Raw genomic sequence first — 23,924 nt, forward strand, 5'->3', positions numbered from 1 at the left:
GATCGATACGCAACTCTACGACTGATCGACAATCAGCTTTTAGACACTAGTATCGATGATAGCCCTGTCCAGCTTCCCCTTGGCTGAAAACTGGCCAATCCGGCTCGACACCCTGATCTTAAGGCGACCACCTGCCTGCGGAGAGCGCACATGCTGCACGACGAACTCTTCCTCAAACGCGCGATATCCGCTGGCCGGGGGAGCGAACCCGCTGATCTGGTTATCAAAAATGTCCGTTTCCTCGATATCATCGATGGGAGCCTGCCCAGGGGAGATATCGCCATCGTGGGCGACAGGATTGTCGGCACGCATGATGTTTACGAGGGCCTGCGGGAAATCGACGCGGAAGACCGCGTGGCCGTTCCGGGATTCATCGACACGCATCTCCACGTGGAATCGTCGCTCGTCACCCCGCATGAATTCGACCGCTGTGTCCTGCCCCACGGCGTGACCACCGCGATCTGCGATCCGCACGAGATCGCCAACGTTCTGGGCGCCGACGGCATCCGCTATTTCCTCGCTTGCGCGGAGCAAGTCGTCATGGACCTGCGGGTCCAGCTTTCTTCCTGTGTGCCGGCAACCGCCTTCGAGACCTCCGGCGCGCGGCTGGAGATCGCCGATCTTCTGCCCTTCGCGGATCACCCCAAGGTGATCGGCCTGGCCGAATTCATGAACTTTCCGGGCGTTCTGGCCAGCGATCCCGCCGTGCTCGCCAAACTCGCGGCTTTTCAGGGCGGCCACATCGACGGCCATGCACCGCTTCTTTCCGGCATGGACCTCAACGGCTATCTCGCGGCGCGCATCCGCACCGATCACGAGGCAACGAACGCAGTCGAGGGACGCGAGAAGCTCGCCAAGGGCATGAGCCTGCTCATCCGCGAAGGCTCGGTCTCCAAGGATCTCGACGCGCTGAAGGGGCTCGTGAATGCCGACACCTCTTCCTTCATCGCCCTGTGCACCGACGACCGGAACCCGCTCGACATTGCCGAGGAAGGCCATCTCGATCACATGATCGCGCGGCTCATTACCGACCTGAAGGCCCGCAATGTTCCCATCCACCACGCCTATCGGGTGGCGAGCTGGTCTGCGGCCAACGCCTTCGGCCTTCGCGACCGCGGGCTGATTGCGCCGGGCTGGCGAGCCGATATCGTGCTGCTTGACGATCTGGAGACCTGCCAGGTGCATTCCGTGATCGCGGGCGGACGGGCGGTGGACGCGGCCGCTTTCGAGGCGCGCAAACCGGTCGCCCCCGTCGGGCTTGAGAGCATGAAGGCGAAGCCCGTCACCGCGGAGGCCTTTACGGTTCCCGCGCGCAATGGAACCATGCCGGTCATCGGCGTGGAGGCCGGGCTGATCCTCACCGAACATCGCGAAATACACCTGCCGGTGGAAAACGGCGCGTCTGTCATCGATCTGGATCAGGACGCAATCAAGGTCGCGGTCGTGGCGCGGCATGGGATCAACGACAATATCGGGCGCGGCTTCGTCAACGGCTTCGGGTTGCAGCGCGGCGCGATCGCCTCTTCCGTCGGCCATGACAGTCACAACATCTGCGTCGTGGGTGCGAACGAGGCCGACATGGCTGCCGCCGTCAACCGCTTGATAGAACTGAAGGGCGGCTTCGTGGTGGTCGACGGAGGCGAGGTAAAAGCCGAACTGGCGCTTCCCGTGGCCGGGCTGATGTCAGATCACCCCTTCGAACACGTCCATGATGCGTTGATCGTGTTGCGTGAAGCGGCGCGCGCGATCGGCTGCACCCTGCCTGAACCCTTCCTGCAGGTGGCGTTCCTGCCGCTGCCGGTCATTCCGCACCTGAAGATCACCGATTACGGCATGTTCGACGTGAACAATTTCATGCTGATCGAGTGAGATGACGGTGGGAGAGGCTCTGCCTCACTCCGCATCAGAGCCCTTGTCAATCATGGCGCGAAGGCCATCGATGTCGAGCAGCACCAGATCTCGTCCTTCGCGACGCACAATGCCCGCGCGCGCCAGACGGCCCAATTCACGGGTCACCGCCTCTCGATGGGTCGAGACACGTTCTGCGAAATCGCCGTGGGTCGGAAACCCCTTGATACGACAAGGCGCGGCCCCGGCCTCCCGCGCGCCTGCGAGGCGCAGGATTTCGGCCTGAATGCGCGTCTTGACCGAAAGCGTGGAGAAGGAGAAGACCCGCGCCGTCAGCTCGCGGATCTGGGCGACCAGATGGCGCGAGACGGCCTCCATCATGGCAGGCTCCTCGCGCATGAACCTGCGGAAAGTCTCGGCAGTGAGGCGCGCGACCACACATGGCCCGACGGCTTCCACCCGGGCGGAGCGGGGCGCGTGATCGATGGCGGCCAGTTCGCCGAAAAGGCTGCCCGCCTCGATGGTGCGGAAGGCGACCGCCTTGCCGGTGCGCGAATAGAGCATCACCTGCGCACTGCCGTTGACCAGGAAGTAGACGTCGTCGCTTTCGTCGAGATAGGGAACGATCTCCTCGCCACCATGGAACGAGGACCAGTTGCAGGCCTGAGACAGGCGCGCCAGTGCAGCGTCGGAGAGGTCCTTGAAGATCGCGATAGACCTCAGGCTGCAACCATATGTACCCTTCACCGTCAAAACACGCCCCCCCCCGCGCCTATCGCCGCGACGGTGCTCAACCGTCTCAGTACATCTGATGAACCACTAAAGTTAGGGCATTTTTCGACAAGGCGATATTGTTCGCTGGTGACATTGACCGCGGGAGAAGGGTGTGCCCCGTCAGCTCGGGGCCGCCACAACTATTCCGCAGGGGCGGGGGCCCCATGTAATGGCGCGCCCGCCCTGTGCTCCCGAGCCGTCGCGTGCTCAGAATGCGGCTCATGCTTTTGGTGCTTCTTTGCCCAGGGCGCCTGCTTGAACCAGCCCACCACATAGGCAGTCGCGATCAGGATCAAGAAGCCCGTCAGCACCGACAGGGCCTGTCCGAACAATGTGTCGGTGAGGCCTAGATAGTCGCGGACAATGGCAATGGACTGGCAGGCGACCAGGCTTGTCATGAAGACCGCCAGCGACTGTTGGCCAACCTTCTGCACCACCTTGACGAACAGGCCCCAAATGCCGGATCCGCTCAGCCGTGCCCCCGCTTCGCCTGCCGCGATCCACGCCAGATAGGCGAGCGACAGAAAATGGGCGTAGCGCAGGATGCCGAAATGGGTCTTGTCGGTCAGCGGACGGATGGCGGTCGCCATGGCGTTGAATTCCGGCACCGCCTGAAGAATGCGGAAATAGGCGAAGGGCACCGTCACCACCAGGATGAGGGCGGCCAAGATCATGGCGCGTTTCGTGACGGCGGGCGGCGCGATCCAGCTACGCATGAAGGCGAAGCCGGTGAAAAAGCAGAGCTGCCAGGCGAAGGGGTTGAAGAACCACGGGCGATCCGTCCACGGCTCCGCCGGAAGCTCCAGGATGTGGAAGTTCGCCACGAGCCAGGTTACGGCCACTGCCGCCATGGCAAGGCCTGGCCCGCCGATACGCTTCAGGCCCATGACAACCGGGATCATTGCAAGGATCGCGATATACATGGGCAGGATGTCGAAGTAGTTCGGCACATAGGTCAGCGTCAACAGTCCCGGCAGGTTCAACGCAGGGTTGGCGAAGAAATGCTGAAGGTTGAGCTGCGAGGTATAATCGATGGAGAACCAGCCGGTCGCATCCGCCATGGCGAGCAGCGCGGCAATCGCCAGAAACAACCCGATATGTGCCCAGTAGACCTGCCACATCCGGTAGAGAATGCGCGCAGCTCCCATGCGCCAGCCGATATCGTCGAAGATACGGCCAAAGGCGATGGCAGAGGCCATGCCGGAGCAGAAGACAAAGATCTCGGTCGCATCGGAAAAGCCGAAACGGGCAGGGATCCACAAGGTGGCCCATGCCTCCGGCAAATGCGCGATGAAGATGATGAACATGCCGATGCCGCGGAAGAAGTCGAGCCGCGGATCGCGACGTTTCTTTGCCGGACCAGTCGCATGAGGGCCGACGAAAAGGTCCGGCACGGGGCCGGCGGAAGGGTGGGGCTTGTTCATCTTGAGAAACAAAAACCTTGTGTCAATCGGGGGCCATCTGAAGCGCGCCCTGGAACCTGCGCATGTCGGCGCCGGGACGCGCAGGCAACGTCACGGCGGGGCGCATTCTCCTGCCCCACCCGCCTCAACGCGTCAAACGGCGTTTTCGTGATTCTTGCGACTTTCTCATGGCATCACAGGCAGTCTCGCAACAAGACCGGCAAAATCGCGGCGCGCCCTCAAGGCGTCGCCGTCGCGGGAAAAACTTCCGTTGAGGAATTCCCAGCATCATTGAGGGCTTCCGCCAACATGGCAAGCCTTCGCGATGCGAAACCGTCACGTCCGCCACGCCGTTCCAGCCGCTCATCGAGCAAGGTGCGCGCATCATCCAGAAGGCCAGCCCGCATGGCCGCCTCGATCATGATCTGTTCAAATACGTCCCGCTGTGCGTGGCTGCCTCCCACCCGTTGCAGATTGGGGCGCGCCGCCGCCAAACCGCGAAAGGCCGCGCCATAGTTGCCGTGCTGATAGGCATGAAGCGCCTCCGCGCTCTGCACCCCGGCGCTTGCGGTCACGGTATCCATATCGCTTTGACCGCGCGCCCCGCGCTGCTTGAGCTGGCGCAGAAGCTTCTCCACCGCCTCCTCTCGCCGGTCGCCGACCAGCGAGAGCATGTAGTGGAGATCGGCAAAGACCAGGCAATCGTCCTCGGTCCGCCCGGTGGAAATCTCTGCCAGCTCGTGCCAGCGCTCGCCCACATCCACGCCCTCGATTTCCAGACGCGCCAGAAGCGAGGCCCCGTTGGAGATATCGCGATAGTCGTCTGTGTGTTCGTGGCGCACACGGCTGTCATAAAGTGCCAGCACTTCGTCGATCTCGCCCCGATCCAGATGCATCAGCGCCAGATGCCACCACATGTGATAACGGAAATTGTTGCAGTGAGCCCATCCCTGCGGGCGACCGGTCAGCCATGCGATGCCATGTTCGCGTTCGCCGCGCATCTCGTACACGTGGGCGACGGCATGAATACCCCAAGCGTCGTCCGGTGAATGGGCAACCGCGCGCCGCCCGACCGCCTCTGCTGCAGCCAGATCGCCCGTTTCTTCCAGCGCAAAGGCATGACAACCGAGCACATAGCCGTGAGCGGGATGGTCCTCGCCGTAATGAGGCAACACGCGTTCGATGGATAGCCGCATTCCCTTTGCATCCCCCATCATAAAGCGGATCGCATGGACGAGCTTGAGCGCCAACGCATCGGCGGGGAAGTCGGTCAGCACGTCCTCCAGACGAGCGGCTGCGGCGAGCGGACGGCCCTGCAACCAAAGTCCCAGACTGTCAAGATAAAGTGTTTCACGCAGCCCGGCTCCGTTTCGTTGACGCTGAGAGAGAGCCATGCGATGCGCATCTCGGGCCGTTTCCACAAGCTCGCGCCGTCCCAGCAGCAGGCAGAAGAGCCCGCGGGCGACGGTTGCGAGAAGGAAATCCGGCTCGCGGGATATGGCTTGCTGAAGATGATCGGCGGCATCAGCGGAATGGGTCAGGAAACCGAGTACGGTCCTGTTCCACGCCAGGCATGCAGCGCGATCACCTACCGCTAGGTCATAGCCGAACAAATCGGGTTGTGGCATGGTATTCGGATCCTTCAAAGGATGTGCGTCGCCAGCCGCAGCCAGTGTGTTTCGCAACGCTCCACCACATGGGCCTGACGGTTTCCATCGGCGCCGGTCGCCGGGATACAGGCAGGAAATCGGGGGCTGTCAGCCTTCGACATATCGGTGGTCGGAGACTGCTGCCGGATTACTGAAAGCCTCGTAAGATCAATGATTACAAGCAACACACAAGTCCGTGTGCTGGCCGTGTCCAGCGCCGCAATGATCATCGTGACGATCGCCGGCTGGATGGCGGGCGGCTGGCGCGTGGGCACCGGCTCGCTGATCGGCATCGTCGCGGGCTTTGCCCTCTATCACGCGAGCTTCGGCTTCACCGCCGCGTGGCGGCACTTCCTGCGCGAGAGGCGTGGCGCGGGCCTGCGGGCGCAGTTTCTGCTCATCGTGGTGACAATCGCCTTCGCCTTTCCGCTCATGCAGTTCGGGCGCGACTATGGCCTGCCGGTCGGCGGATTCGTTTTTCCCTTCGGCGTTTCGGTTGCCATCGGCGCCTTCATGTTCGGCGTCGGCATGCAGCTCGGCAACGGGTGCGGATCGGGCACGCTCTTTACGCTTGGCGGCGGATCGAGCCGCATGCTTGTCACGCTCGCCGCCTTCATTGCCGGGTCTCTGGCCGCAACCGCGCATCTTCCGTTCTGGAATTCGCTGCCAAAGGAGAAAGGTTTTTCACTTCCCGCGCATTTTGGTGTGGTCGGAGCCTTCATCCTGACAGCCGGCGCGCTCGGCCTGATCGCCCTTTTGAGCATCTGGCTTGAAAAGCGCACCCATGGCGCGCTGGAAACCCCGCGCAAGACGGGTTCGTTTCTAGCCGGTCCCTGGTCGATGGTGCTGGGGGCGCTGATGATTGCGGTCGTCTCAATCGCAACCCTCATCGTGCTGGGCCGACCTTGGGGAATCACCTCGGGCTTTGCCCTGTGGGGCGCCAAGATTGCCCATACGCTCGGCGTCGATGTTCTGTCCTGGGAATATTGGCAGTGGCAAAAGGCAGCCGTGGTGGAACGGTCCGTCTTTGCCGATGCCACCTCCGTGATGAATTTCGGCATCATGGCGGGAGCCATGGCTGCGGCGGCCCTTGCCGGCAAATTCGCGCCCAAGCGCTCCATCACGGCGCGCGAGGCCGCCACCGCGATTGCCGGCGGGCTATTGATGGGCTACGGCGCACGCCTCGCCTTCGGGTGCAACATCGGCGCCTATCTCGGCGGTATCATTTCCGGCTCGGTACATGGCTGGGTCTGGTTCGCCTTCGCGCTGGCAGGGTCTTTCGCCGCGCTGCCGCTTCGCAGGCTTGCAGGCATGGATCCGGCCAAGCCGCCACAGGTTGCCGCACCTGTCATTTCTACCATGCAGAAATAGCACGTTTTTCCCGCAATCTCCGATATATACAGAATCTGCCCGTCTCTCCTCCCCACGGGACGGGCAGATGCTTCTTCTTCGGAGACTCCCATGCGGATCCTGCGCTTCCCCGTCCTCGCCATCGTCCTGATGATGACGGTGGCCGGTTCACTTGCGGTTTCGGCCGCCCCAGTCTGGCCCAATCGCAGTGGCTGGATCATTCAGCCAACCCCCTACACCTTCGACGAACTCACCGCACGCCTGAAGCGCGCAATCGTCGACGAGGACATGAACCTCGTGAGCCAGGCCAGCGCCTCAGCGGGCGCGCAATTGCAGGGCATCAAGATTCCGGGGAACAGTGTCTTCGGCGTCTTCCGCAACGATTTCGCACGCCGCATGCTTGAGGCCTCCCTCGCAGCCGGGATCGAGGCGCCCATCCGCTTCTATGTCACCGAAGACCCGAAGGGCACGGCGACACTGGCCTACAAGACGCCACACATGCTCCTCAAACCCTATTTCGAAGATGGCGGAGACGCGTTGCGCGAACTGGCAGACGAATTGGACGAGGTCTTCAAGACCATCGCCATCCGCGCCATTCGCCCAGAAGGGCCGGACGGAACTTCAGAAAGCTCGCCCTCGCGCGAATAACCGGTAGTTCCGACGTTTCGGGCAAGAGAACCTCTCACGGCAGCTCAGCGGGTCAGATCTTGCCATCATAGGCGCGCCTGCCGATACGGCAGGCGAGAAGGGTGAAGCTGTCGCACCCAAGGGCCGCTTGTGCCTCGCGACGCAGCGTTGCTGCATCTTCTACCCAGACGCCTGCCCCGCCGAACGCGGCTGCCACAGCGGGAAAATCGGTCTCGCCGAAATCGACGCCCGCATTCGGGCGTTGGGAACCTCGCTGCTTCAGCTCGATAAGCGCCAGGGACGCGTCGACCAGAACGACCACGATGAGGGGAAGCTTCAGGTCGCGCACCGTCGCCAGTTCGCCAAGCCCCATTTCCAGTCCCGCGTCGCCAACAAAGACGATGACCGGAGCATCCGGCCTTGCCCGCCTGTGGCCTGCGCCCAGCGGAAGCGCGCAGGCCATGGTGCAAAGACCTGAGGATTGCAAAAGCGCGCGCGGCATCGCACAGCGCCAGATTTGCGACAAAAGGATGCGATGGGCCCCGCTGTCGGCGGTTGCCACTGTCGCGCGCGGCATGACATCACGCAGTACATGAAAGACGGTCGCCGGCCCCCAGCCGTCAGGTTCCGGCGCAAAGGCCCGCGACAAGGCTTCGCGCGCGCTGGCAGGTTCGCAATCGGCCCATGTGGCGCGCGGCTCGATGTCTTGGCCAAGCGCCGCCAATGTGGGAGCAATCCCGCCAATCAGCGTTGTTTCTGACCGGTGCATGCCATGGGTGCGCAGAACGGGAGTGATTTCCACGGCCTTTTCAGCCGCCCAGCGGTCACGCCAGCCAACGCGCATCTCGATAGGGTCATAGCCCGCCAGAAGCACCAGATCGGCGGCCTCAATCAGTGGCATCAAGATACCATCTGCGCGCGGGGAAAGACCCGCCCCGCCGAGGCAGATCGGGTCCTCCTCATCCACGATGCCCTTGGCCTTGTAGGTGGTGATGAGCGGCACGCAAAAGCGGCGGCAGAAGGCTTCCACTTCCCGCGCGGCCCCCTCGTTCAGCGCATCGACGCCAGCGATCATCACCGGGCGTGTCGCTGAGCCGAGACGCGCGCGGGCGGCTTCCAGCGCCCGGCCACCGGCAGCGGTCTCGCTGAGGGTCTGCAGGCGCGGGAAACCTTTCGGGGCCTCGCAGGTCTCCCCTTCCGCAATCGAAATCGGCACATCGATGTGGACGGGGCCGGGCTGCCCCTCCATCGCCAGGATCAGCGCCTTTTCCATCATCCCGGAAATCGCGCCGGGCTCGGCGCGCAAGGATGCCTTGACGATCGGGCGGAGCACGGCCTGGTGATCGAAAACCTGGTGGGTGTAGCGGACCGCTTCCGCGCCATCGACGCAGCCGGTCAGGAAGATCAGCGGAACGCGGTCCTGCATGGCGTTGGCGACCACATTCACCGCATTGGCCATACCGGGCCCAAGCGTCGCAACGAGGATGCCCGGTGCGGCGGCGGCCCCGGCTTCATCCGCCATGGCGTGCCATTCGCCCTCGGCCATGAATCCGGCAGCGTTTTCGTGCTTTGCCAGGACAAAGGAGATCCCCGCCCCCTCCAGCGCCTCAACCAGCGCCAGAACCTCGCCGCCGGGAATACCATAGGCCGTGCGGCAGCCGGCGCCCTTCAGCGCCAGGGCGATAATATCAGCTCCGTTCATGGAAATTCCTGTCCCTATTCGATCCTTGCCGGCACCCGCCAGCCCTTGAGAGCCGCGAGCTCGCGCCAGGCGCGCGCCACCCATACCGCCTTGAAGGCGTGCCCGCCCGGATGGAGGCAAAGCTCCAGTGTCTTGCCGTTGCAGCGCGCACGGCGCTCGCACTCAAGGCCGAGCCTTTCAAGCGAGAAGCTCTCCGGCACTTCACCCGCACAGGCCCCTTTCGTCTCCCACAACTTCCAGCCCTCCATCACGTCGCCTTGGCGGGCGCGATCTCCGATGGCGCGCCCCGCCATCGGCACCACGGTGTCGGAAGTCCCGTGGACGTGAAAGAGGTTCGGCTCCGGACCGGGGCAGCTGTGCGGGAGCGGCTCCCAGAACGCCCCGGCCACGGGCGCAAAGCCCGCGAAGCGGTCGCCCAGATTGCAGGCGAGATACCAGACCATCGATCCGCCAACCGAAAAGCCCGAAGCCATGATCTTGTCCGGATCGATGGGCAGGCGGCGGGTGGCATCATCGAGAACCGCAGCGACAAAGGCGATGTCGTCACGCCGTTCCTGCGGGCTTCCGGGAAAAGACCATGACCTGTCCGCGCCTTGCGGCGCAATCAACGCCACGCCGAGATCGGAAGCCATGCGGACAAGGGCCTTGTTGCGGATGGCGTTTTCCGCCGTGCCGCCATAGCCGTGCAGATAAAGAATCGCGCCGATACGCTCGCTGGGCTTCGCACGCCCCGGCAGGCGGACGCGATATTCACCGCTGGGAACGGTGCAGGCCGCTTCCACACCGCAGGGTTCCGTCGTCCTTGCAGCGGGTTCGGCAGCGCCCGCAGGGCTCAACCCGAACATCAGCGCGGCAAAGCACGCACCGCCGAGAAATCCCCGCAGCACGCACCGGAGACCACCGGCTATGGAGAGACAGCGAGCCGACATCGGGGGAAAGCCCTTTTGAGCACACGGTTTTGCCGAGAGTGCGCCTGCGGAAAGGAAAGTCAATTGCAGTCACCGACACGCGCGCACACACTCGCGTGAGCGCGTTTGGACCCGAAGAAACAGGGCGATACCGGGCTGAATGGCACCCCATCGATCAGACGCGGATTCACATTTCTTCCAGCGCACGGCGCAGATGGCGAATGACGACCTTCTTCGCGCGTTCGTCGGCGGCGGCGTCGATCTGGGCGCGAATATCGAGCAATAGTTGGGCCGCGTCGTTGTGCCAGTCGGGCCGGATGATCGCATCCGGCTCCACGCGGCGCGTCACTGGCTTCCTGTTCACCGAAGGAACCAGCTTCCCGGCCTCGAAATCGTAGCAGTCGTCGATCTGGGGCAGCAGCACCTTGTCGGCTTCCATGCCTTTGGCGATCACTGCCTCGCGCAGGGCCTTGCTCGCTTCCGGGTCGCCATGTGTCAGCAACAGGCAACCAATAGGCTTGCGCTCGTCGATCCACTCCACCAGTTCGCCGTGATCGGCATGGCCGGAATAGACGTCGATCTCGCGGATGCGGGCGCGCACACGAATGGGGTTGCCCTGAATGGTCACCTGCGCCTTGCCCTCGGACAGCATGCGCCCCATGGTGCCCGGCGCCTGATAGCCGACGAGAAGCACGGTTGAATCGGGCCGCCAGAGATGTTGCAGCAGGTGGTGACGGATGCGGCCCGCATCGCACATGCCGCTGGCGGCCAGAATGATCGCCCCGCCCCGGATCCGGTTGATTGCCTTGCTCTCCTCCACCGTCTCGGTGAATCGAATGTTGGGGTTGTCGATCAGGTGCGGCTGTTTGCTGAGTTCTTCCAGCTCATGGGCGTGCTGTTCGAACACCTCCGTGGCGCGGATGGCAAGCGGACTGTCGAGGAAGATCGGCGCATGATTGATGGCGCCGGATTCCTGAAGAAGCGTCAGGTCAGCCAGCAGCTCCTGTGTGCGCTCCACAGCGAAACTCGGGATCAACAGGTTGCCACCCGCCTGAAGGGCGTCACGTACCTCGCGGGCGAGAATTTCACGCCGCTGTTCCGCATTGCGCCGTTCGCGCGGACGTCCGCCATAGGTGGATTCGCAGATCACATAGTCGAAATTGCTGGACGCTTCCGGGTCGGGATGGAAGAGCTTGTGATCGGGGCCGATATCACCGGAAAAGAGCAACCTGAGCGGCGCGGCGCGTCCCGCATCGGCCACCTCCAGCTCAATGGAGGCGGAGCCGAGGATATGCCCCGCATTCCACATGCGGAAACGGATGCCAGGGGCGACATCCACCCAGCGTTCATATTCCACGCAGCGGAACAGCTCCAGGCACTCGGCCGCATCTTCACGGGTATAGGCGGGCTCCACCTGCGGCTTGCCACGCCGCGAATTGCGGCGATTGAGCTGTTCGGTTTCCATTTCCTGAATGAAGGCGCTGTCGGGGAGCATGTAGGAGAGCAGATCCGCAGTGCCGGACGTGGCCCGGATCGGCCCGCGAAAGCCTTCCTTGTAGAGCTTCGGCAAAAGGCCGGAATGATCGATATGAGCGTGCGTCTGGAGCACGAAGTCGATCCGCGCGGCGTCGAAGGGGAAGGGCTCGTAGTTCAAGGCCTGAAGGGTCTTGTTGCCCTGAAACATGCCGCAATCGATGAGGAAGGAGGACTTTTGCGTGCGCAACCAGTAACACGAACCGGTCACGGTTCCGGCCGCCCCGCAAAAACGCATGGTCAACGGCATCGCCCTTCCTCCCTTTCGTTGCCAGAGGCAAGTGATTGTTATGCGATCATTTTCCCGCCATGAAGGCGCAAAGGCAAGAACAACCCTTCCCTTAGGAAGGGAGCGTCAGAGGTGCCGCAACGTCGCATTCCCTTTGGAAGGCGCGGCGGATAGTATCGGCTCAAAGTCCCGGCCCGCTCGCGACCCGGAGCAAAGAGATGGTCCCGCCAAGACAGCCCCCTCCCCGACCGAAAACCCCATCCGGCTTCGCCCCTTCTGCCTTATCCGGACAGGGAACCGCCGCTGCGAACGCCCACCCCCAGCCAGCGCCCCTTGCGGTGTCTTCGTCATGCCAGCCCGGGCCGCATGACCTGAGCGTGAAAAAGAACGGCCTGCCCAACCGAAGCATATCGGGGCTTGTCGGGGACGCGCGGTTCGGACAACGATCCAGAGCCAAGCTGTCTCATGTCCCGGCTGGTACGGACTGGATCTGGGAGGAAAAAGAGGACTTCTTTGAAAGGCGCAGCATGTGCGGCCCGCGTATGAACAGGCTCGAAAGGAATTCCCGTTGATCAGGCCCGAAAAGCACGACTACCCGGTCGAAAAGGCGCTCCAGTTTCTTGAGCCCGGCCCCGTAATGCTGCTGACGTCGCATCACGAGGGGAAATCCAACATCATCACGCTCGGCTGGCACTCCGTCCTTGCGTTCCCCCCCTCGCTTGTCGGCTGCAAGATCGAGGCGCGGACCCACAGTTACCAGATGGTGCTGGCCTCACGTGAATGCGTGATCAATCTGCCGGGCCCGGACATGTTCGAGCTCGCCACCGAGATCGGAACCTGTTCCGGCGCGAATGTGGACAAGTTCGCCCGGTTCGGCCTCACGCAAAAGAAGGCCGATCTTGTCTCCGCTCCGCTGATCGACGAATGCCATGCGTGTTTCGAGTGCCGCATTCACGACGACGCCATGGTGGAGCACTACAACTACTTCATCTTCGAGATCATCAAGGCCCATGTCTCCGACGCCCCGGACGCATCCTCGACCTTCCACTGCACACCGGATGGCGAATATGTGCTCTCCGACGAATTTCTGCGCCGAAAGTGAACGCGCCCCGCGCTGCGGCTGATATCTGGTCAGCCCGGCGCGCCGTTTTCCAAAGGGGTGCCGACCGTGTCGGCCTTGGGAAACAGCGTGACGATCGCCGCGCGCATGACATCTCGCCTGCCTGAAAGGGGCAGCGGGATCGTCTTGCCCGCGCCACTCCCCACCAAGGCCGCAGATCCTTGTGGCAGCTTCAGTTCCGGCGCACCTTTCAGCGCACGTTCACAATCCTCAAGAGCACGCTGCGGATCGCCGAGCCTGAGCCGCAGCCGGGCACGGCCCGCATGGGCATCCGTATCATCGGGATAGGACCGCAGATAGGCGGTGAAGGCGGCTTCCGCATCATCCAGACGGCCCAGCGCCATCAGGCAGGAGGCCTTCTCGAAACGCGCGGCACGGTGATCGGGGTCAAGGGTAAGACAGTCGCGCACGGATCGAAACGCCTCAGCGGGACGGCCCTGCATGTTCAGCACGCGGGCGAGATTACAGTGAAGCGCGGCGTTTCGCGGGTCGGCGAGCAACAGGTCACGCAAGGCCGCTTCCGCCTCCGGCCAGTCCTTGCGGGCGGTTGCCGACATGAAACGCTGACCAGGATTCTCGCTCACCTCGCCTCCTCCGCATGCTGCGAGGCGTCACTCCGGCATCGCCTCAGACCCGTTTTCCCGTCAGTTCCTCCAACGCCGAAACGAGCCGCGCTCCAGCTTCCGCCAGATCACCCGAATTGTCGATCTCAATTACGTCCGCACCGCTCGGACAGGGCTGGTCGCGGTTCAGCCGTGCCTCGATCTCGGAGGCCGTTTCCCGGCCCCGCGCAGCCAGACGACGGGCAACGATCTCACGCGGCGCGGTGACCGATACAATACGGCACGACGCGAATTCCCGTCGGGCGGCCTCGATACTGGCGCGCGAAATATTGGCGATCACCGTGCGTCCACTCGCAAGATCATGGCGGATTTCACCGGGTAGCGCATAACCAAGATCATGCGCGCGCCAGGCGAGCGCGAAACGGCCCGAGCTTCGCGCCTCGTCAAATGCTTCCGGGCTCAGGCTGTCGTGATCCTCAAGGGCAGCATCCGCGATGCGGGTCACGATGCGGCGCACGAAAACGAACCGCCCATCGCGGGAGAGATGTTCGCGGGCATAGGCCAGCAGGCTGTCCTTGCCGACACCGCTCGGTCCCACCACGGCAACGAAACAGCCGGACAATGGAGCCTCCGACGTATCCACTTCGCGCTCAGCCTCGACACTCTCTCCCATCACGAAACCCGCATGCCCTCGCGCCACACAGAGCGTACGACCGGCACATCGTCTTCCGTTGAGACACGCACCAGATCGGCACGGCGGCCGATCGCAATCTCGCCGCGGTCCTCAAGACCGACAGCCTCTGCGGGCGTCTTGGAGACCATGTTGATCGCCTGATTGAGCGACACGCCGTCGACCGTTTCCGCCAGCATGAAGGCGCCCTGGATGAGCGAGAAGGGAATGTAGTCGGAGGAAAGCACGTCCAGGAGGCCCTCTTCGGCGAGGGTTCGCGCCGAGACGTTGCCGGAATGCGAGCCGCCGCGCACCACGTTGGGTGCGCCCATCAGAACCTTCAGCCCCGCCTTGTGCGAGGCGCGCGCCGCTTCCACCGTGGTGGGGAATTCAGCCACCTTGATGCCCTGTTCTTCCGCCTCTGCGACATGTTCGGTGGTCGCATCGTCATGGGAGGCAAGCACGATGCCGCGTGCGTTGCAGGTGTTGGAAATCTGTGCGCGGTGGGTCCCGGAATACTTGCCCGCCAGCGACTGGCGCATGGCTGAGAACTTTTCGAACTCCTCATCCGACATGCCCGTCTTGCCCTGATAATAGATCTTGTAGGCCTCCAGGCTGACGAACTGGCGCTGGCCGGGCGTGTGATCCATCAGCGAGGCGATCTTCACGCGGTCATCGTCTTCGAAAAGCGAGAAGCCCTCCATCACGTCCGGCGAGGAAACCTCGCAGCGCAGGTGCAGGAAGTGATCGGCACGCAACCGGCCCGCCTTCTGCGCATGCTCGATGGCATCGGCCAGAAGCCGCATGTCGGCAGAGGTCACGCGCGCGTCTTCATCCATGCCGACACGCAAGGCATCCAGCACGGTGGTGATGCCGGAAGAGGCGACCTGCGCATCATGCGCCTGAACGGCCGCCATCGGGTTCCAGCGCACCTTGGGGCGCGGCATGTAGTGGCTCTCCAGATGGTCGGTGTGAAGCTCCACGAGCCCCGGCACCAACCAGTCGCCGCCCATGTCCTCTGCCCTGCCCGCACCGCTCGTCGCGCCCGCGCTGTCGATGGCGGCGATCTTGCCGTCTCGGGCCAGAAGGTCGCCATGAATCACGGTGTCGGCCAGCACGAGGCGGGCATTGCGGAAGATCGTTTCAGTCATCGGGGCCTCTTAAGGGACAGTCGGACGCCGTTGCAGCAGTCGGTCTATTGCGAGCGTTCAGGGCTCACGAAGGGTGTGACGGGAAAAGACCGTGAAGTCGGCTCCCGCGGAAGACTCCACACACAGAGCCAGTGCATCGATGGTCAAAGGTTTGCCGATGAATTCGGCGAATTGGCGACCGAGCACCTCCTGGAGGAGCGCCTGCTTCTCCTGCGGCACCGGGCCTGTGAGGGTCATGTGGAAACGAAACTCGTCGAAGACGTAAGGGTAGCCCCATTTACGGACGTTTTCCACCTGACTTTGCGTGAGATCGGCCTTGGTCCTGCGCGCAAATTCAGCTTCGTCCAGCGGCGCACGGAACGGCTCGAAAGCCTTCACCACATCACCTGCAAAGTGTTGCAGGGTCTCGCTCGGCTCGCCCGGTACGAGCGCGAAGAAAGACCCGATGCGGCGCAGCGCAAGAGCTGGCAATTCGAAAGGCGCGGTTTCCGTTGCCCAGGCTTGGATCGCATTGTCGAGCCCGGCCACGGAGCGCGCCGCATCCAGCGAGAACGGCGCCTTCAGCGTGGCGTGAAAGCCGTAGCGGCGCGGGGCTGCGGTCAGCTCCCGCCAGTCTTCCGGCGAAATCCCCTCAAGATCCGGTTTCCCGGCGACATCCTCGCCATGGACGTTGCGGCCAAGCCAGCGGGCAGCAGCAAGCGTCAGCGGATGGTCAGGAGCAGGAGTGAAGTAAATCGCGGTTCGCATGGGCAAAATGGCTTTCAGACAGGTTCATCGATGGAGCATCGTCACGCCAGCCCGCGCCCCCTGACTTCAGCGCAGTGCGGGGCTGTCCGTCATCGTTTTGTGTTGCGGGGCCCGCACTTCAACAATACGGGCTCCGACCTTGGCAAAACGGCAACGCTGCGCCAACGGACCGGCAAATGTCGGCTAGATGGTTATCTTGCGCAGCCGTTGCGAAAGCAGATCGACGAAAGTGACGGTGACGACGACGATCAGAAGGATCGCTGCGGTTTCCGCATAGTAGAAGCCACGGATCGATTCGAACAGGATCTGGCCGATACCGCCTGCGCCCACCATGCCCAGCACGGTCGCGGAGCGCACGTTCGTCTCGAAACGGTAGAGCGCGAAGGAGATCCACAACGGGGCGACCTGAGGGATGATGCCGAAGACGATTTCCTGCAGTTTCGATGCGCCCGTCGCACGAATGCCTTCCACCGGATAGGGATCGATGGCTTCTACCGATTCCGAGAAGAGCTTGGCGATGATGCCGAGATTATGGACGAAGAGCGCCATCACGCCTGCAAACGGCCCCAGGCCCACGGCCACCACGAAGAGAACGGCGAAGACCAGTTCGTTGATGGCGCGGCAGGCGTCCATCAGACGGCGCACCGGCTGGACGATCCAGATCGGGGCGACGTTGGAGGATGACAACAGCGCAAAGGGAATGCCGAAAACGATCGAAAGCACCGTGCCCCAGAGTGCGATCTGAACCGTCAGAACCATTTCTTCCAGATAGTAGCGCCATTCATGGAAGTTGGGGCTCAGGAAGCCGGAAGCGTATTCCGCCATATTGCTGGAATCGGCGAAGAGCAGGACGATGCGGCCCATCTCCGCCGGAGCCCAGCTCCATGCGAGCGCAAGCGCCAGCGCGCCCCACATCAGATAACCGAAGAGCGAGCGCGACAGGTCCTTTGCCGGCAATGCGACAGGGCCGGACATGACGGCAGGGTTCGGGGCAGCAGCGTTCGGGGTCGTCATGGGGTGTTCCGGAGATTGATGTCTGATCGACTAGGTGTTTCGGTCGGGCTCGGGCTCTGAAGTGTTGCTTCGAGCGCGAGGCCCATCCTTCGAGACGGGCCTTCGGCCCTCCTCAGGATGACGTTGAATTTCAGGCGACCTCGAAAGAACCGCTCCACACACTCAACGTCATCCTGAGGAGGACGCGGAGCGGCCGTCTCGAAGGATGGGCCACAACCGCGATATCTGCCCCCAAACCGGCGGCGCACTCATGCGCCGCCGACCGGAGAAAGTGGGATCATCCTGCAGGATCAGACCTGCGGGACGACGTCCATCAGCTTCTGGTACTTGACCTTTTCCGCTTCCAGCTCCTTGAGCTTGGCGGCCTTTTCCTCGGCCGTGAACTTGTCGTCGGCCTCGACCTTGAACATGTCCTTGGTCACCGCCATCACGCGGATCGGGTAGAGCTGCGCATCGGAAGACGGGCGGAACGGAGCCCAGGCCAGACCGGCCAGAACCTTGCGGGCCTCGGCGACCTCTTCCGGCGTGCCGAGACGGCCATAGCTCATGAAGAAGGTGTAGATCTTGTCCTTGGTGGCCTGATCAAGCTCGGACTTCCAGACGATCGGGTCGGACGGGATCAGCGGCGACTTCCAGATCACCTTGATGTTCGCGAAGGCCTTCGGATTGGTCTTCTCGATGCGGGCAAGGTTCTCGGTGTTGTTGGCAGCGACATCCACCTGGCCGTTGGCGACCGCGAGAGCATTGGTCTCGTGGTTGGCGTTGCGCACGGTCTTGAAGCACTTCTTCGGGTCGATGCCGTTCTTGGCAAAGATGAAGGTGGTCGGGACCAGGAAGCCGGAGGTGGAGTTCGGATCGCCGATGCCGAAATCCAGATCCTGGCCGCACTTCAGAACATCGCCGAGCGAGTTGATCGGGCTGTCCTTGTGTGCCAGCAGCAAAGACCAGTAGCCCGGATTGCCTTCAACATCGACGGTCTGGGCAAACACCTCGCCGCCGGAGCGGTCGACGGCTTCCATGGCGGACTTGTTGCCAAACCAGGCAACCTGCACCTTGTTGAAGCGCATGCCCTCGATGACACCCGCATAGTCGGTGGCGAAGAAGGCGTTGACCTTCAGACCCGTCTGCTGCTCCATCGCGGACAGGAAGGGTTCCCACTGCGGCTTCAGGTTCTGCTGGGATTCGGTGGAGATGATGCCGAAGTTGATTTCGGTCGTCTCCGCATAGGCGGCGGTGCCGAGGGAAAGGGCGAGTGCGGCCGCGGCGGCACCCTTCACAAACATGTTCATGCTGTCCTCCATCTGGACGGTTTTGGCAGTCGATTGGCGTGGATCTTCAAAACTCGCTGCCTGGCCGGCTGTGCCGGGCCATGGCGTTTCTTGCCTGCCCGCTGGGGATCAGGCGGTTGCCAGCGCAGCCGCGCCGGAACCGTTGACCACGACAGGGCGCTCGCGAACTGGCACATTGAAAGGCGCGCTGGCCGGGGCGCTGACGGGCGCATCGGGCAGGATCAGTTCCTCTGAGGCTTCGCCGTAGAGTTCCTTCAGAAATTCGGTATTCAGCGCCGTGGAAGGGCCGTCATAGACAACCTCACCGTCCTTCATGGCGATGGTGCGCGGGCAGTAGCGACGCGCATATTCGACCTGGTGGAGCGACACGATGACCGTCATGCCGTCCTCCTTGTTGATGCCGCCGAGGATTTCCATCACGCGGCGCGCAGATGCCGGATCGAGCGAGGCGATGGGTTCGTCAGCCAGCATCAGCTTCGCCCCCTGAACCAGAGCGCGCGCGATGGCCGCGCGCTGCTTCTGGCCGCCCGAAAGCGTTGAAGCACGCTGGCGGGCATGATCTGAAATGCCGACCCGGTGAAGCGCCTGCATCGCGATCTGCTTTTCTTCAGCCGTGAAGAAGCCCAGAGTGCCGCGAACCCGACCGATCTGGCCGAGAAAGCCGATCAGCACGTTGGTGAGAACGGAAAGCCGCCCCACCAGATTGAACTGCTGGAACACCACGCCAATGGAGCGGCGCAGATCGCGCGCATCATTGGCGAGCCGCCCGTTGGACTGGATCTCGCGATCGTGGATCGTGATCCGCCCCTCGTCGCCACGCTCCAGCCCCGCAATATGACGGATGAGCGTGGACTTGCCAGAGCCGGACGCCCCGATCAGCGCAACCATCTCTCCCGCGGGTATTTCAACGCTGACGCCGCGAAGGGCGCGGGTACGGCCGAAGGTTTTCTTCAGGCCATCAATCTTTACGGCAACCATGTGAGCATCCCGTGTTTTGCCCAGTGTGATTACCGCGTCTCTATTGCACTCGTGTCTCGCTTTCGTGACATTTGGGTGACAGCGCGTTCTTTCTGCGCCGCCTAAGTTTTCTTTTTATTTTCAGTATTTTAATTCACTCACTTACTGCCCTGCACCGGGTGTGCAAACGTGCGGCCCCGCAAGGGTTGCTTAGCTGATCACATTGCACGCCCCTCATGACGTTCCAGGAAGGCGTCAATCGACAGATTTCGGAAGTCCTCAAGCGCCGCACGCAGTGCCTCGTGCGACCAGTCCCACCATGCCAGAGCCTCCAGTCGCTCCGCGATTTCTTCGCTGAAACGGCGCCGGATGACCTTCGCGGTCACGCCGCCCACCACGGTGTAGGGCGCGACATCGCGTGTGACCACCGCGCCCGCCGCCACCACCGCACCATTGCCGATGGTGAGGCCGGGAAGGACCGTCACCTTGTGGCCGATCCAGGTGTCATTCCCGACGGTGACACGGGCGGCTCGCCGCGCGGCGAAGAAGTCGGCCTCGTGTTCCGCGTCCTCGAAATAGTCGCCCGCGCGATAGGTGAAGTGATGGAGCGTCGCGCGCTCCATCGGGTGGTTGGTGGCGTTGAGGCGGACATGGCTTGCGATATTCGCGAACTTGCCGATGTCGGTCGCCCAGACCTCGCAGTCCTGCATCAGGTAGGAATAGTCGCCCACCGTGCTCTCGGCGATCTGGCAGCGCCGGCTCACTTCCGTGTAGCGGCCGAGCGTGGAGTTCACGATCTCGGCCCCATCATGAACAAGGGGCGTTTCAGACAGCCGGGTCATGCTGCAGCCCTTCTACGGGAAAAAGCGGTCACATCGATGACCCGGTCGGCCACGACCTCGCGCACGTCGCGGTCGTGGAAAATGCCGAGCATGGCGACGCCCTGGCGTTTCTTTTCCTCGATCAGATCGATCACCACCGCCCGGTTGGTCGCATCGAGCGAGGCGGTCGGTTCATCAAGAAGCAGGATCTCGTGATCGGTGATGAAGCCGCGCGCGATGTTTACGCGCTGCTGTTCGCCGCCGGAAAAGGTGGCGGGTGGCAGGTTCCACAAGGCTTCCGGCAGGTTCAGCCGCGCCAGAAGATCGGCGGCCTTTGTGCGTGCTGCCTCCGGATCCGCCCCTTGCGCTGCCATCGGTTCGGCCACCACGTCGAGCGCGCTCACACGCGGCACGACGCGCAGGAACTGGCTGACATAGCCGATGGTTCGCTTTCGAAGCGCGTGGATGGTGCGCGCATCGGCGGAAGCGATGTCAACGAGCTTGCCGGAGCCGGGCGCACAGATGATCTGGCCCTGCTCCACGCCATAGTTGCCGTAGATCATCTTCAGGATCGAGCTTTTGCCAATGCCGGACGGGCCGCCCAGCACCACGCATTCGCCCGCGTCGAGAGAGAAGGAGACCCCGCCGACGACGGGAATGGCGATCCCGCCGCGCAGGTGCATGACGAAGTTCTTTGCCACATCGGTGAGAATGAGACGGGAGGGCATGGCTACACCTGCAGGATGGAGGAGACGAGAAGCTGGGTATAGGGTTCGCGCGGATCGTCCAGGATGCGATCGGTCAGCCCCTGCTCGATGATCTGGCCCTGCTTCATCACCATCATGCGATGGGACAGAAGCCGGGCGGCCGCGAGATCGTGCGTCACCAGAATGACCGACAGCCCCAGATCCGCGACAAGCTGGCGGATGAGATCGAGAAGCCGCGCCTGTACCGACACATCAAGCCCGCCGGTCGGCTCGTCCATGAAGACGAGACGCGGGCCGGTGACGAGATTGCGGGCGATCTGCAACCGCTGACGCATGCCGCCGGAAAAGGCGCGCGGGTCGTCGTCGATCCGGTCGGCGGCAATTTCCACCTTGTCGAGCCAGCGCAGCGCCTCGCCGCGGATATTGCCGTAGTGACGCGCGCCGACCGCCATCAGCCGTTCGCCGACATTGGCACCGGCGGAGACCGCCATGCGAAGCCCGTCGATGGGGTTCTGGTGGACAAAGCCCCAATCGGTGCGCATCAGCACCCGGCGTTCAGCCTCCGACATGCGGAACAGATCGCGCACCGTGCCATCGCGCATGCGGTATTCGACACACCCAGCGGTGGGGACGAGCCGCGCGGCAAGGCAGTTCAGGAGCGTTGTCTTGCCGGAACCGGATTCGCCCACAATCGCCAGAACCTCGCCCGGCCAGACCGTCAGGTCGATATCGCGACAACCGACGCGGTCGCCATAGAACCGACTGAGACCGGATGCGCGCAGCAGCGGCAGATCCTCGATGGCGACGGGCGGCATTTCAGTGTGATCGCTCATTGTCACTCTCCCCATCCGGCGAGGGCGATATCCGCATCCTCGGGCCGGTGCCGTTCGCAATGGTCGGTATCGGAGCACACGAACATCCGCCCGCCCTTGTCATCGAGGATGACCTCGTCGAGATAGACGCCCGTGGACCCGCACAGCGCGCAGGGCTCGGAAAACTCCTGCGGCTTGAAGGGATGGTCCTCGAAGTCGAGGCTGACGACCGAGGTGTGCGGCGGGACGGCGTAGATGCGCTTTTCGCGGCCGGCTCCGAACAGCTGGAGCGCCTCGCAATCGTCCATCTTCGGATTGTCGAACTTGGGGATCGGCGAGGGATCCATCACATAGCGCCCGTTGACGTTGACCGGATAGGCGTAGGTCGTGGCGATGTGGCCGTGGCGGGCGATGTCCTCGTAGAGCTTCACGTGCATGAGGCCATATTCGGCAAGCCCGTGCATCTTGCGGGTCTCGAGCTCACGCGGTTCCAGATAGCGCAACGGCTCCGGGATCGGCACCTGATAGACGAGGATCTGGTTTTCGGTGAGCGGCGCTTCAGGAATGCGGTGGCGGGTCTGAATGACGGTCGCCTCCTCCGTCACCGTGGTCGTGGCGACACGGGCGGTCTTTTCGAAAAAGCCGCGAATGGCCACCGCGTTGGTGGTGTCGTCCGCGCCCTGATCGATGACCTTGAGCGTGTCCTCAGGGCCCAGCACGGCGGCGGTCACCTGCACGCCACCGGTGCCCCAGCCATAGGGCATGGGCATCTCGCGGCCCGCGAAAGGCACCTGATAGCCGGGAATGGCTACCGCCTTCAAAAGCGCCCGGCGGATCATCCGCTTCGTCTGTTCGTCGAGATAGGCGAAATTGTAGACGGCGGGCTCCGCTGACGCTGACCCTTGCGTGTCGATTGCGGCGCTCACGGTCATTCCGCAGCCTCCCTGTTCTGATCTGAGCCGCTGGCGTCAGCCGCCATGCGGGCTTCATATTCGCCGCGCATACGACGCACGAGATCGAGCTCGGCCTGGAAGTCGACGTAATGGGGCAGTTTCAGGTGTTCCACGAAGCCCGTGGACTGCACGTTGTCGGCGTGGGAGAGGACGAATTCCTCATCCTGTGCGGGCGCGACCACATCCTCGCCGAAGTCGCGGGCTCTGAGCGCGCGGTCCACCAGCGACATGGCCATGGCCTTGCGTTCCGCCTGTCCGAAGACAAGCCCGTAGCCGCGCGTGAACTGCGGCGGGGCCTTGGCGGAGCCGTTGAACTGGGTGATCATCTGGCATTCGGTCACCTGCACCTCGCCGATGGAGACGGAAAAGCCCAGTTCCGGGATCTCCATTTCCACTTCCACCGTGCCAATGCGGATCTCGCCCACAAAGGGGTGTGTGCGCGAATAGCCGCGCTGGGTGGAATAGCCGAGCCCCAGCAGGAAGCCCTCATCGCCACGCGCCAGCGCCTGGAGCCGCAGATCACGCTCTGCGGGGAAGGACAGCGGCTCGCGGGTGAGATCGCCAACTGGTGCCCCCTCTTCGGCCTGTCCATCGCCCTCGATCAGGTCCTCATGGGCCAGAAGATCGGTGACGCGCGGCATGGGTTGGTCTTCATCCGTCACCTCGGCGCGTTCGCCTTCTTCGCAATCCGCGCCTTCTAGCGTCGGGTCGAGCAGGCGGTGGGTGTAGTCGAAGGTGGGGCCCAGAAGCTGGCCGCCGGGCAGATCCTTGAAGGTGGCGGAGATGCGCCGTTCCACGGTCATCTTCGCGGTATCAAGCGGCTCGGAGAAACCGAACCGCGGCGCGGTGGTGCGATAGGCGCGCACGAGGAAGATCGCCTCGATCAAATCCCCGCGCGCCTGTTTCATGGCAAGAGCTGCCAGATCGCGGTCATAGAGCGAGCCTTCCGACATGATGCGATCAACGGAAAGTGCAAGCTGGGTCGCGATCTGTTCCAGCGTGATGTCGGGCAGGGTGCGCGGGCCGCGGCGCTTGTCGGCAAGCAAGCGGTGCGCATTGCGGATGGCGCGCTCGCCACCCTTGACGGCAACATACAT

At 63.1% G+C, this 23,924-nt stretch carries 23 protein-coding genes; 5 read left to right on the top strand and 18 right to left on the bottom strand.

All coding sequences use genetic code 11. The annotated features are described in order from the left end of the window. Nucleotides 1-150 precede the first annotated feature (150 nt). Nucleotides 151-1,869 (top strand): adenine deaminase, encoded by a 1,719-nt coding sequence (gene ade / locus ABGM93_RS11255; RefSeq protein ID WP_321499477.1) that lies wholly within the window; start codon nucleotides 151-153, stop codon nucleotides 1,867-1,869. Nucleotides 1,870-1,893: 24 nt separating this feature from the next. Here the strand turns inward: ade and ABGM93_RS11260 are convergent, their stop codons facing one another. The 3 genes from ABGM93_RS11260 to ABGM93_RS11270 form a co-directional block, all read right to left on the bottom strand. Then, nucleotides 1,894-2,595 (bottom strand): Crp/Fnr family transcriptional regulator, encoded by a 702-nt coding sequence (locus ABGM93_RS11260; RefSeq protein WP_321499479.1) that lies wholly within the window; start codon nucleotides 2,593-2,595, stop codon nucleotides 1,894-1,896. A 167-nt stretch (nucleotides 2,596-2,762) separates the two neighbouring features. Continuing rightward, nucleotides 2,763-4,046 carry an OpgC domain-containing protein gene (locus ABGM93_RS11265; RefSeq protein WP_321499481.1) on the bottom strand — a complete coding sequence of 428 codons (1,284 nt, stop codon included), beginning with the start codon at nucleotides 4,044-4,046 and terminating at the stop codon, nucleotides 2,763-2,765. A gap of 218 nt (nucleotides 4,047-4,264) precedes the next feature. After that, nucleotides 4,265-5,221, bottom strand: coding sequence for a tetratricopeptide repeat protein (locus tag ABGM93_RS11270; RefSeq protein WP_321499483.1), 957 nt, complete (start codon nucleotides 5,219-5,221; stop codon nucleotides 4,265-4,267). A 33-nt stretch (nucleotides 5,222-5,254) separates the two neighbouring features. Here ABGM93_RS11270 and ABGM93_RS11275 point away from each other — a divergent pair, with 33 nt between their 5' ends. From ABGM93_RS11275 to ABGM93_RS11285, 3 genes are all read left to right on the top strand, one after another. Further along, nucleotides 5,255-5,623 (top strand): hypothetical protein, encoded by a 369-nt coding sequence (locus ABGM93_RS11275; RefSeq protein WP_321499485.1) that lies wholly within the window; start codon nucleotides 5,255-5,257, stop codon nucleotides 5,621-5,623. Between the two features lie 222 nt (nucleotides 5,624-5,845). Continuing rightward, nucleotides 5,846-7,045 carry a YeeE/YedE family protein gene (locus ABGM93_RS11280; protein ID WP_321499487.1) on the top strand — a complete coding sequence of 400 codons (1,200 nt, stop codon included), beginning with the start codon at nucleotides 5,846-5,848 and terminating at the stop codon, nucleotides 7,043-7,045. A gap of 90 nt (nucleotides 7,046-7,135) precedes the next feature. After that, the gene (locus tag ABGM93_RS11285) at nucleotides 7,136-7,672 is read left to right on the top strand and encodes a DUF302 domain-containing protein (RefSeq protein ID WP_321499488.1); all 537 of its coding nucleotides are present in this window, start codon (nucleotides 7,136-7,138) and stop codon (nucleotides 7,670-7,672) included. 52 nt (nucleotides 7,673-7,724) lie between these two features. Here the strand turns inward: ABGM93_RS11285 and ABGM93_RS11290 are convergent, their stop codons facing one another. From ABGM93_RS11290 to ABGM93_RS11300, 3 genes are all read right to left on the bottom strand, one after another. Continuing rightward, complete coding sequence (locus ABGM93_RS11290; RefSeq protein WP_321499489.1) at nucleotides 7,725-9,353, bottom strand: thiamine pyrophosphate-binding protein; 1,629 nt, start codon at nucleotides 9,351-9,353, stop codon at nucleotides 7,725-7,727. Between the two features lie 14 nt (nucleotides 9,354-9,367). Beyond that, complete coding sequence (locus tag ABGM93_RS11295; protein WP_321499490.1) at nucleotides 9,368-10,240, bottom strand: alpha/beta hydrolase-fold protein; 873 nt, start codon at nucleotides 10,238-10,240, stop codon at nucleotides 9,368-9,370. 208 nt (nucleotides 10,241-10,448) lie between these two features. Next, nucleotides 10,449-12,044 (bottom strand): MBL fold metallo-hydrolase, encoded by a 1,596-nt coding sequence (locus ABGM93_RS11300; RefSeq protein WP_321499491.1) that lies wholly within the window; start codon nucleotides 12,042-12,044, stop codon nucleotides 10,449-10,451. A gap of 547 nt (nucleotides 12,045-12,591) precedes the next feature. On the opposite strand from ABGM93_RS11300, the gene ABGM93_RS11305 reads away from it, so the two are divergent. Continuing rightward, nucleotides 12,592-13,125 (top strand): flavin reductase family protein, encoded by a 534-nt coding sequence (locus ABGM93_RS11305; RefSeq protein WP_319772710.1) that lies wholly within the window; start codon nucleotides 12,592-12,594, stop codon nucleotides 13,123-13,125. A 29-nt stretch (nucleotides 13,126-13,154) separates the two neighbouring features. Here the strand turns inward: ABGM93_RS11305 and ABGM93_RS11310 are convergent, their stop codons facing one another. From ABGM93_RS11310 to ABGM93_RS11365, 12 genes are all read right to left on the bottom strand, one after another. Further along, nucleotides 13,155-13,727, bottom strand: coding sequence for a tetratricopeptide repeat protein (locus ABGM93_RS11310; RefSeq protein WP_321499493.1), 573 nt, complete (start codon nucleotides 13,725-13,727; stop codon nucleotides 13,155-13,157). Between the two features lie 43 nt (nucleotides 13,728-13,770). Then, on the bottom strand, nucleotides 13,771-14,379 hold the full coding sequence (gene phnN / locus ABGM93_RS11315) for a phosphonate metabolism protein/1,5-bisphosphokinase (PRPP-forming) PhnN (RefSeq protein WP_321499495.1): 609 nt from the start codon (nucleotides 14,377-14,379) through the stop codon (nucleotides 13,771-13,773). Continuing rightward, on the bottom strand, nucleotides 14,379-15,527 hold the full coding sequence (locus tag ABGM93_RS11320) for an alpha-D-ribose 1-methylphosphonate 5-triphosphate diphosphatase (RefSeq protein ID WP_321499497.1): 1,149 nt from the start codon (nucleotides 15,525-15,527) through the stop codon (nucleotides 14,379-14,381). The genes phnN and ABGM93_RS11320 overlap by 1 nt, the downstream gene beginning before the upstream one ends. A gap of 57 nt (nucleotides 15,528-15,584) precedes the next feature. After that, on the bottom strand, nucleotides 15,585-16,274 hold the full coding sequence (locus tag ABGM93_RS11325) for a DUF1045 domain-containing protein (RefSeq protein ID WP_321499498.1): 690 nt from the start codon (nucleotides 16,272-16,274) through the stop codon (nucleotides 15,585-15,587). A 183-nt stretch (nucleotides 16,275-16,457) separates the two neighbouring features. Further along, on the bottom strand, nucleotides 16,458-17,288 hold the full coding sequence (gene phnE / locus ABGM93_RS11330; RefSeq protein ID WP_321499500.1) for a phosphonate ABC transporter, permease protein PhnE: 831 nt from the start codon (nucleotides 17,286-17,288) through the stop codon (nucleotides 16,458-16,460). 290 nt (nucleotides 17,289-17,578) lie between these two features. Then, nucleotides 17,579-18,577, bottom strand: coding sequence for a phosphonate ABC transporter substrate-binding protein (phnD, locus tag ABGM93_RS11335; RefSeq protein WP_321499502.1), 999 nt, complete (start codon nucleotides 18,575-18,577; stop codon nucleotides 17,579-17,581). Between the two features lie 108 nt (nucleotides 18,578-18,685). After that, nucleotides 18,686-19,555, bottom strand: a complete 870-nt coding sequence (gene phnC, locus ABGM93_RS11340) for a phosphonate ABC transporter ATP-binding protein (RefSeq protein WP_321499504.1) — start codon at nucleotides 19,553-19,555, stop codon at nucleotides 18,686-18,688. A 197-nt stretch (nucleotides 19,556-19,752) separates the two neighbouring features. Beyond that, entirely contained in the window at nucleotides 19,753-20,376 is a 624-nt protein-coding gene (locus tag ABGM93_RS11345) for a DapH/DapD/GlmU-related protein (protein WP_321499506.1), read from the bottom strand. Further along, the gene (gene phnL / locus ABGM93_RS11350; protein WP_321499508.1) at nucleotides 20,373-21,083 is read right to left on the bottom strand and encodes a phosphonate C-P lyase system protein PhnL; all 711 of its coding nucleotides are present in this window, start codon (nucleotides 21,081-21,083) and stop codon (nucleotides 20,373-20,375) included. Before phnL ends, ABGM93_RS11345 begins: the two co-directional genes overlap by 4 nt. 2 nt (nucleotides 21,084-21,085) lie before the next feature. Next, a complete protein-coding gene (phnK, locus tag ABGM93_RS11355) occupies nucleotides 21,086-21,862 on the bottom strand; it encodes a phosphonate C-P lyase system protein PhnK (protein WP_321505846.1) in 777 nt (258 codons plus the stop codon). Between the two features lie 35 nt (nucleotides 21,863-21,897). Continuing rightward, the gene (locus ABGM93_RS11360; RefSeq protein ID WP_321499510.1) at nucleotides 21,898-22,806 is read right to left on the bottom strand and encodes an alpha-D-ribose 1-methylphosphonate 5-phosphate C-P-lyase PhnJ; all 909 of its coding nucleotides are present in this window, start codon (nucleotides 22,804-22,806) and stop codon (nucleotides 21,898-21,900) included. Then, nucleotides 22,803-23,924: a carbon-phosphorus lyase complex subunit PhnI gene (locus ABGM93_RS11365; protein WP_321499512.1), complete on the bottom strand. Its 1,122-nt coding sequence runs from the start codon at nucleotides 23,922-23,924 to the stop codon at nucleotides 22,803-22,805. Before ABGM93_RS11365 ends, ABGM93_RS11360 begins: the two co-directional genes overlap by 4 nt.

This window comes from Breoghania sp., assembly GCF_963674635.1.
Taxonomy (GTDB): domain Bacteria; phylum Pseudomonadota; class Alphaproteobacteria; order Rhizobiales; family Stappiaceae; genus Breoghania.

Coding starts and splice junctions, on each gene's coding strand:
- ABGM93_RS11265 (WP_321499481.1), bottom strand. CDS start 4,046: ATGAACAAGCCCCACCCTTCCGCCGGCCCCGTGCCGGACCTTTTCGTC.
- phnL (WP_321499508.1), bottom strand. CDS start 21,083: ATGCCCTCCCGTCTCATTCTCACCGATGTGGCAAAGAACTTCGTCATG.
- ade (WP_321499477.1), top strand. CDS start 151: ATGCTGCACGACGAACTCTTCCTCAAACGCGCGATATCCGCTGGCCGG.
- ABGM93_RS11325 (WP_321499498.1), bottom strand. CDS start 16,274: ATGCGAACCGCGATTTACTTCACTCCTGCTCCTGACCATCCGCTGACG.
- ABGM93_RS11345 (WP_321499506.1), bottom strand. CDS start 20,376: ATGACCCGGCTGTCTGAAACGCCCCTTGTTCATGATGGGGCCGAGATC.
- ABGM93_RS11290 (WP_321499489.1), bottom strand. CDS start 9,353: ATGAACGGAGCTGATATTATCGCCCTGGCGCTGAAGGGCGCCGGCTGC.
- ABGM93_RS11285 (WP_321499488.1), top strand. CDS start 7,136: ATGCGGATCCTGCGCTTCCCCGTCCTCGCCATCGTCCTGATGATGACG.
- ABGM93_RS11270 (WP_321499483.1), bottom strand. CDS start 5,221: ATGCGGCTATCCATCGAACGCGTGTTGCCTCATTACGGCGAGGACCAT.
- ABGM93_RS11275 (WP_321499485.1), top strand. CDS start 5,255: ATGGACGAGCTTGAGCGCCAACGCATCGGCGGGGAAGTCGGTCAGCAC.
- ABGM93_RS11320 (WP_321499497.1), bottom strand. CDS start 15,527: ATGACTGAAACGATCTTCCGCAATGCCCGCCTCGTGCTGGCCGACACC.
- ABGM93_RS11300 (WP_321499491.1), bottom strand. CDS start 12,044: ATGCCGTTGACCATGCGTTTTTGCGGGGCGGCCGGAACCGTGACCGGT.
- phnE (WP_321499500.1), bottom strand. CDS start 17,288: ATGACGACCCCGAACGCTGCTGCCCCGAACCCTGCCGTCATGTCCGGC.
- ABGM93_RS11365 (WP_321499512.1), bottom strand. CDS start 23,924: ATGTATGTTGCCGTCAAGGGTGGCGAGCGCGCCATCCGCAATGCGCAC.
- ABGM93_RS11360 (WP_321499510.1), bottom strand. CDS start 22,806: ATGACCGTGAGCGCCGCAATCGACACGCAAGGGTCAGCGTCAGCGGAG.
- phnC (WP_321499504.1), bottom strand. CDS start 19,555: ATGGTTGCCGTAAAGATTGATGGCCTGAAGAAAACCTTCGGCCGTACC.
- ABGM93_RS11280 (WP_321499487.1), top strand. CDS start 5,846: ATGATTACAAGCAACACACAAGTCCGTGTGCTGGCCGTGTCCAGCGCC.
- phnD (WP_321499502.1), bottom strand. CDS start 18,577: ATGAACATGTTTGTGAAGGGTGCCGCCGCGGCCGCACTCGCCCTTTCC.
- phnN (WP_321499495.1), bottom strand. CDS start 14,379: ATGGGAGAGAGTGTCGAGGCTGAGCGCGAAGTGGATACGTCGGAGGCT.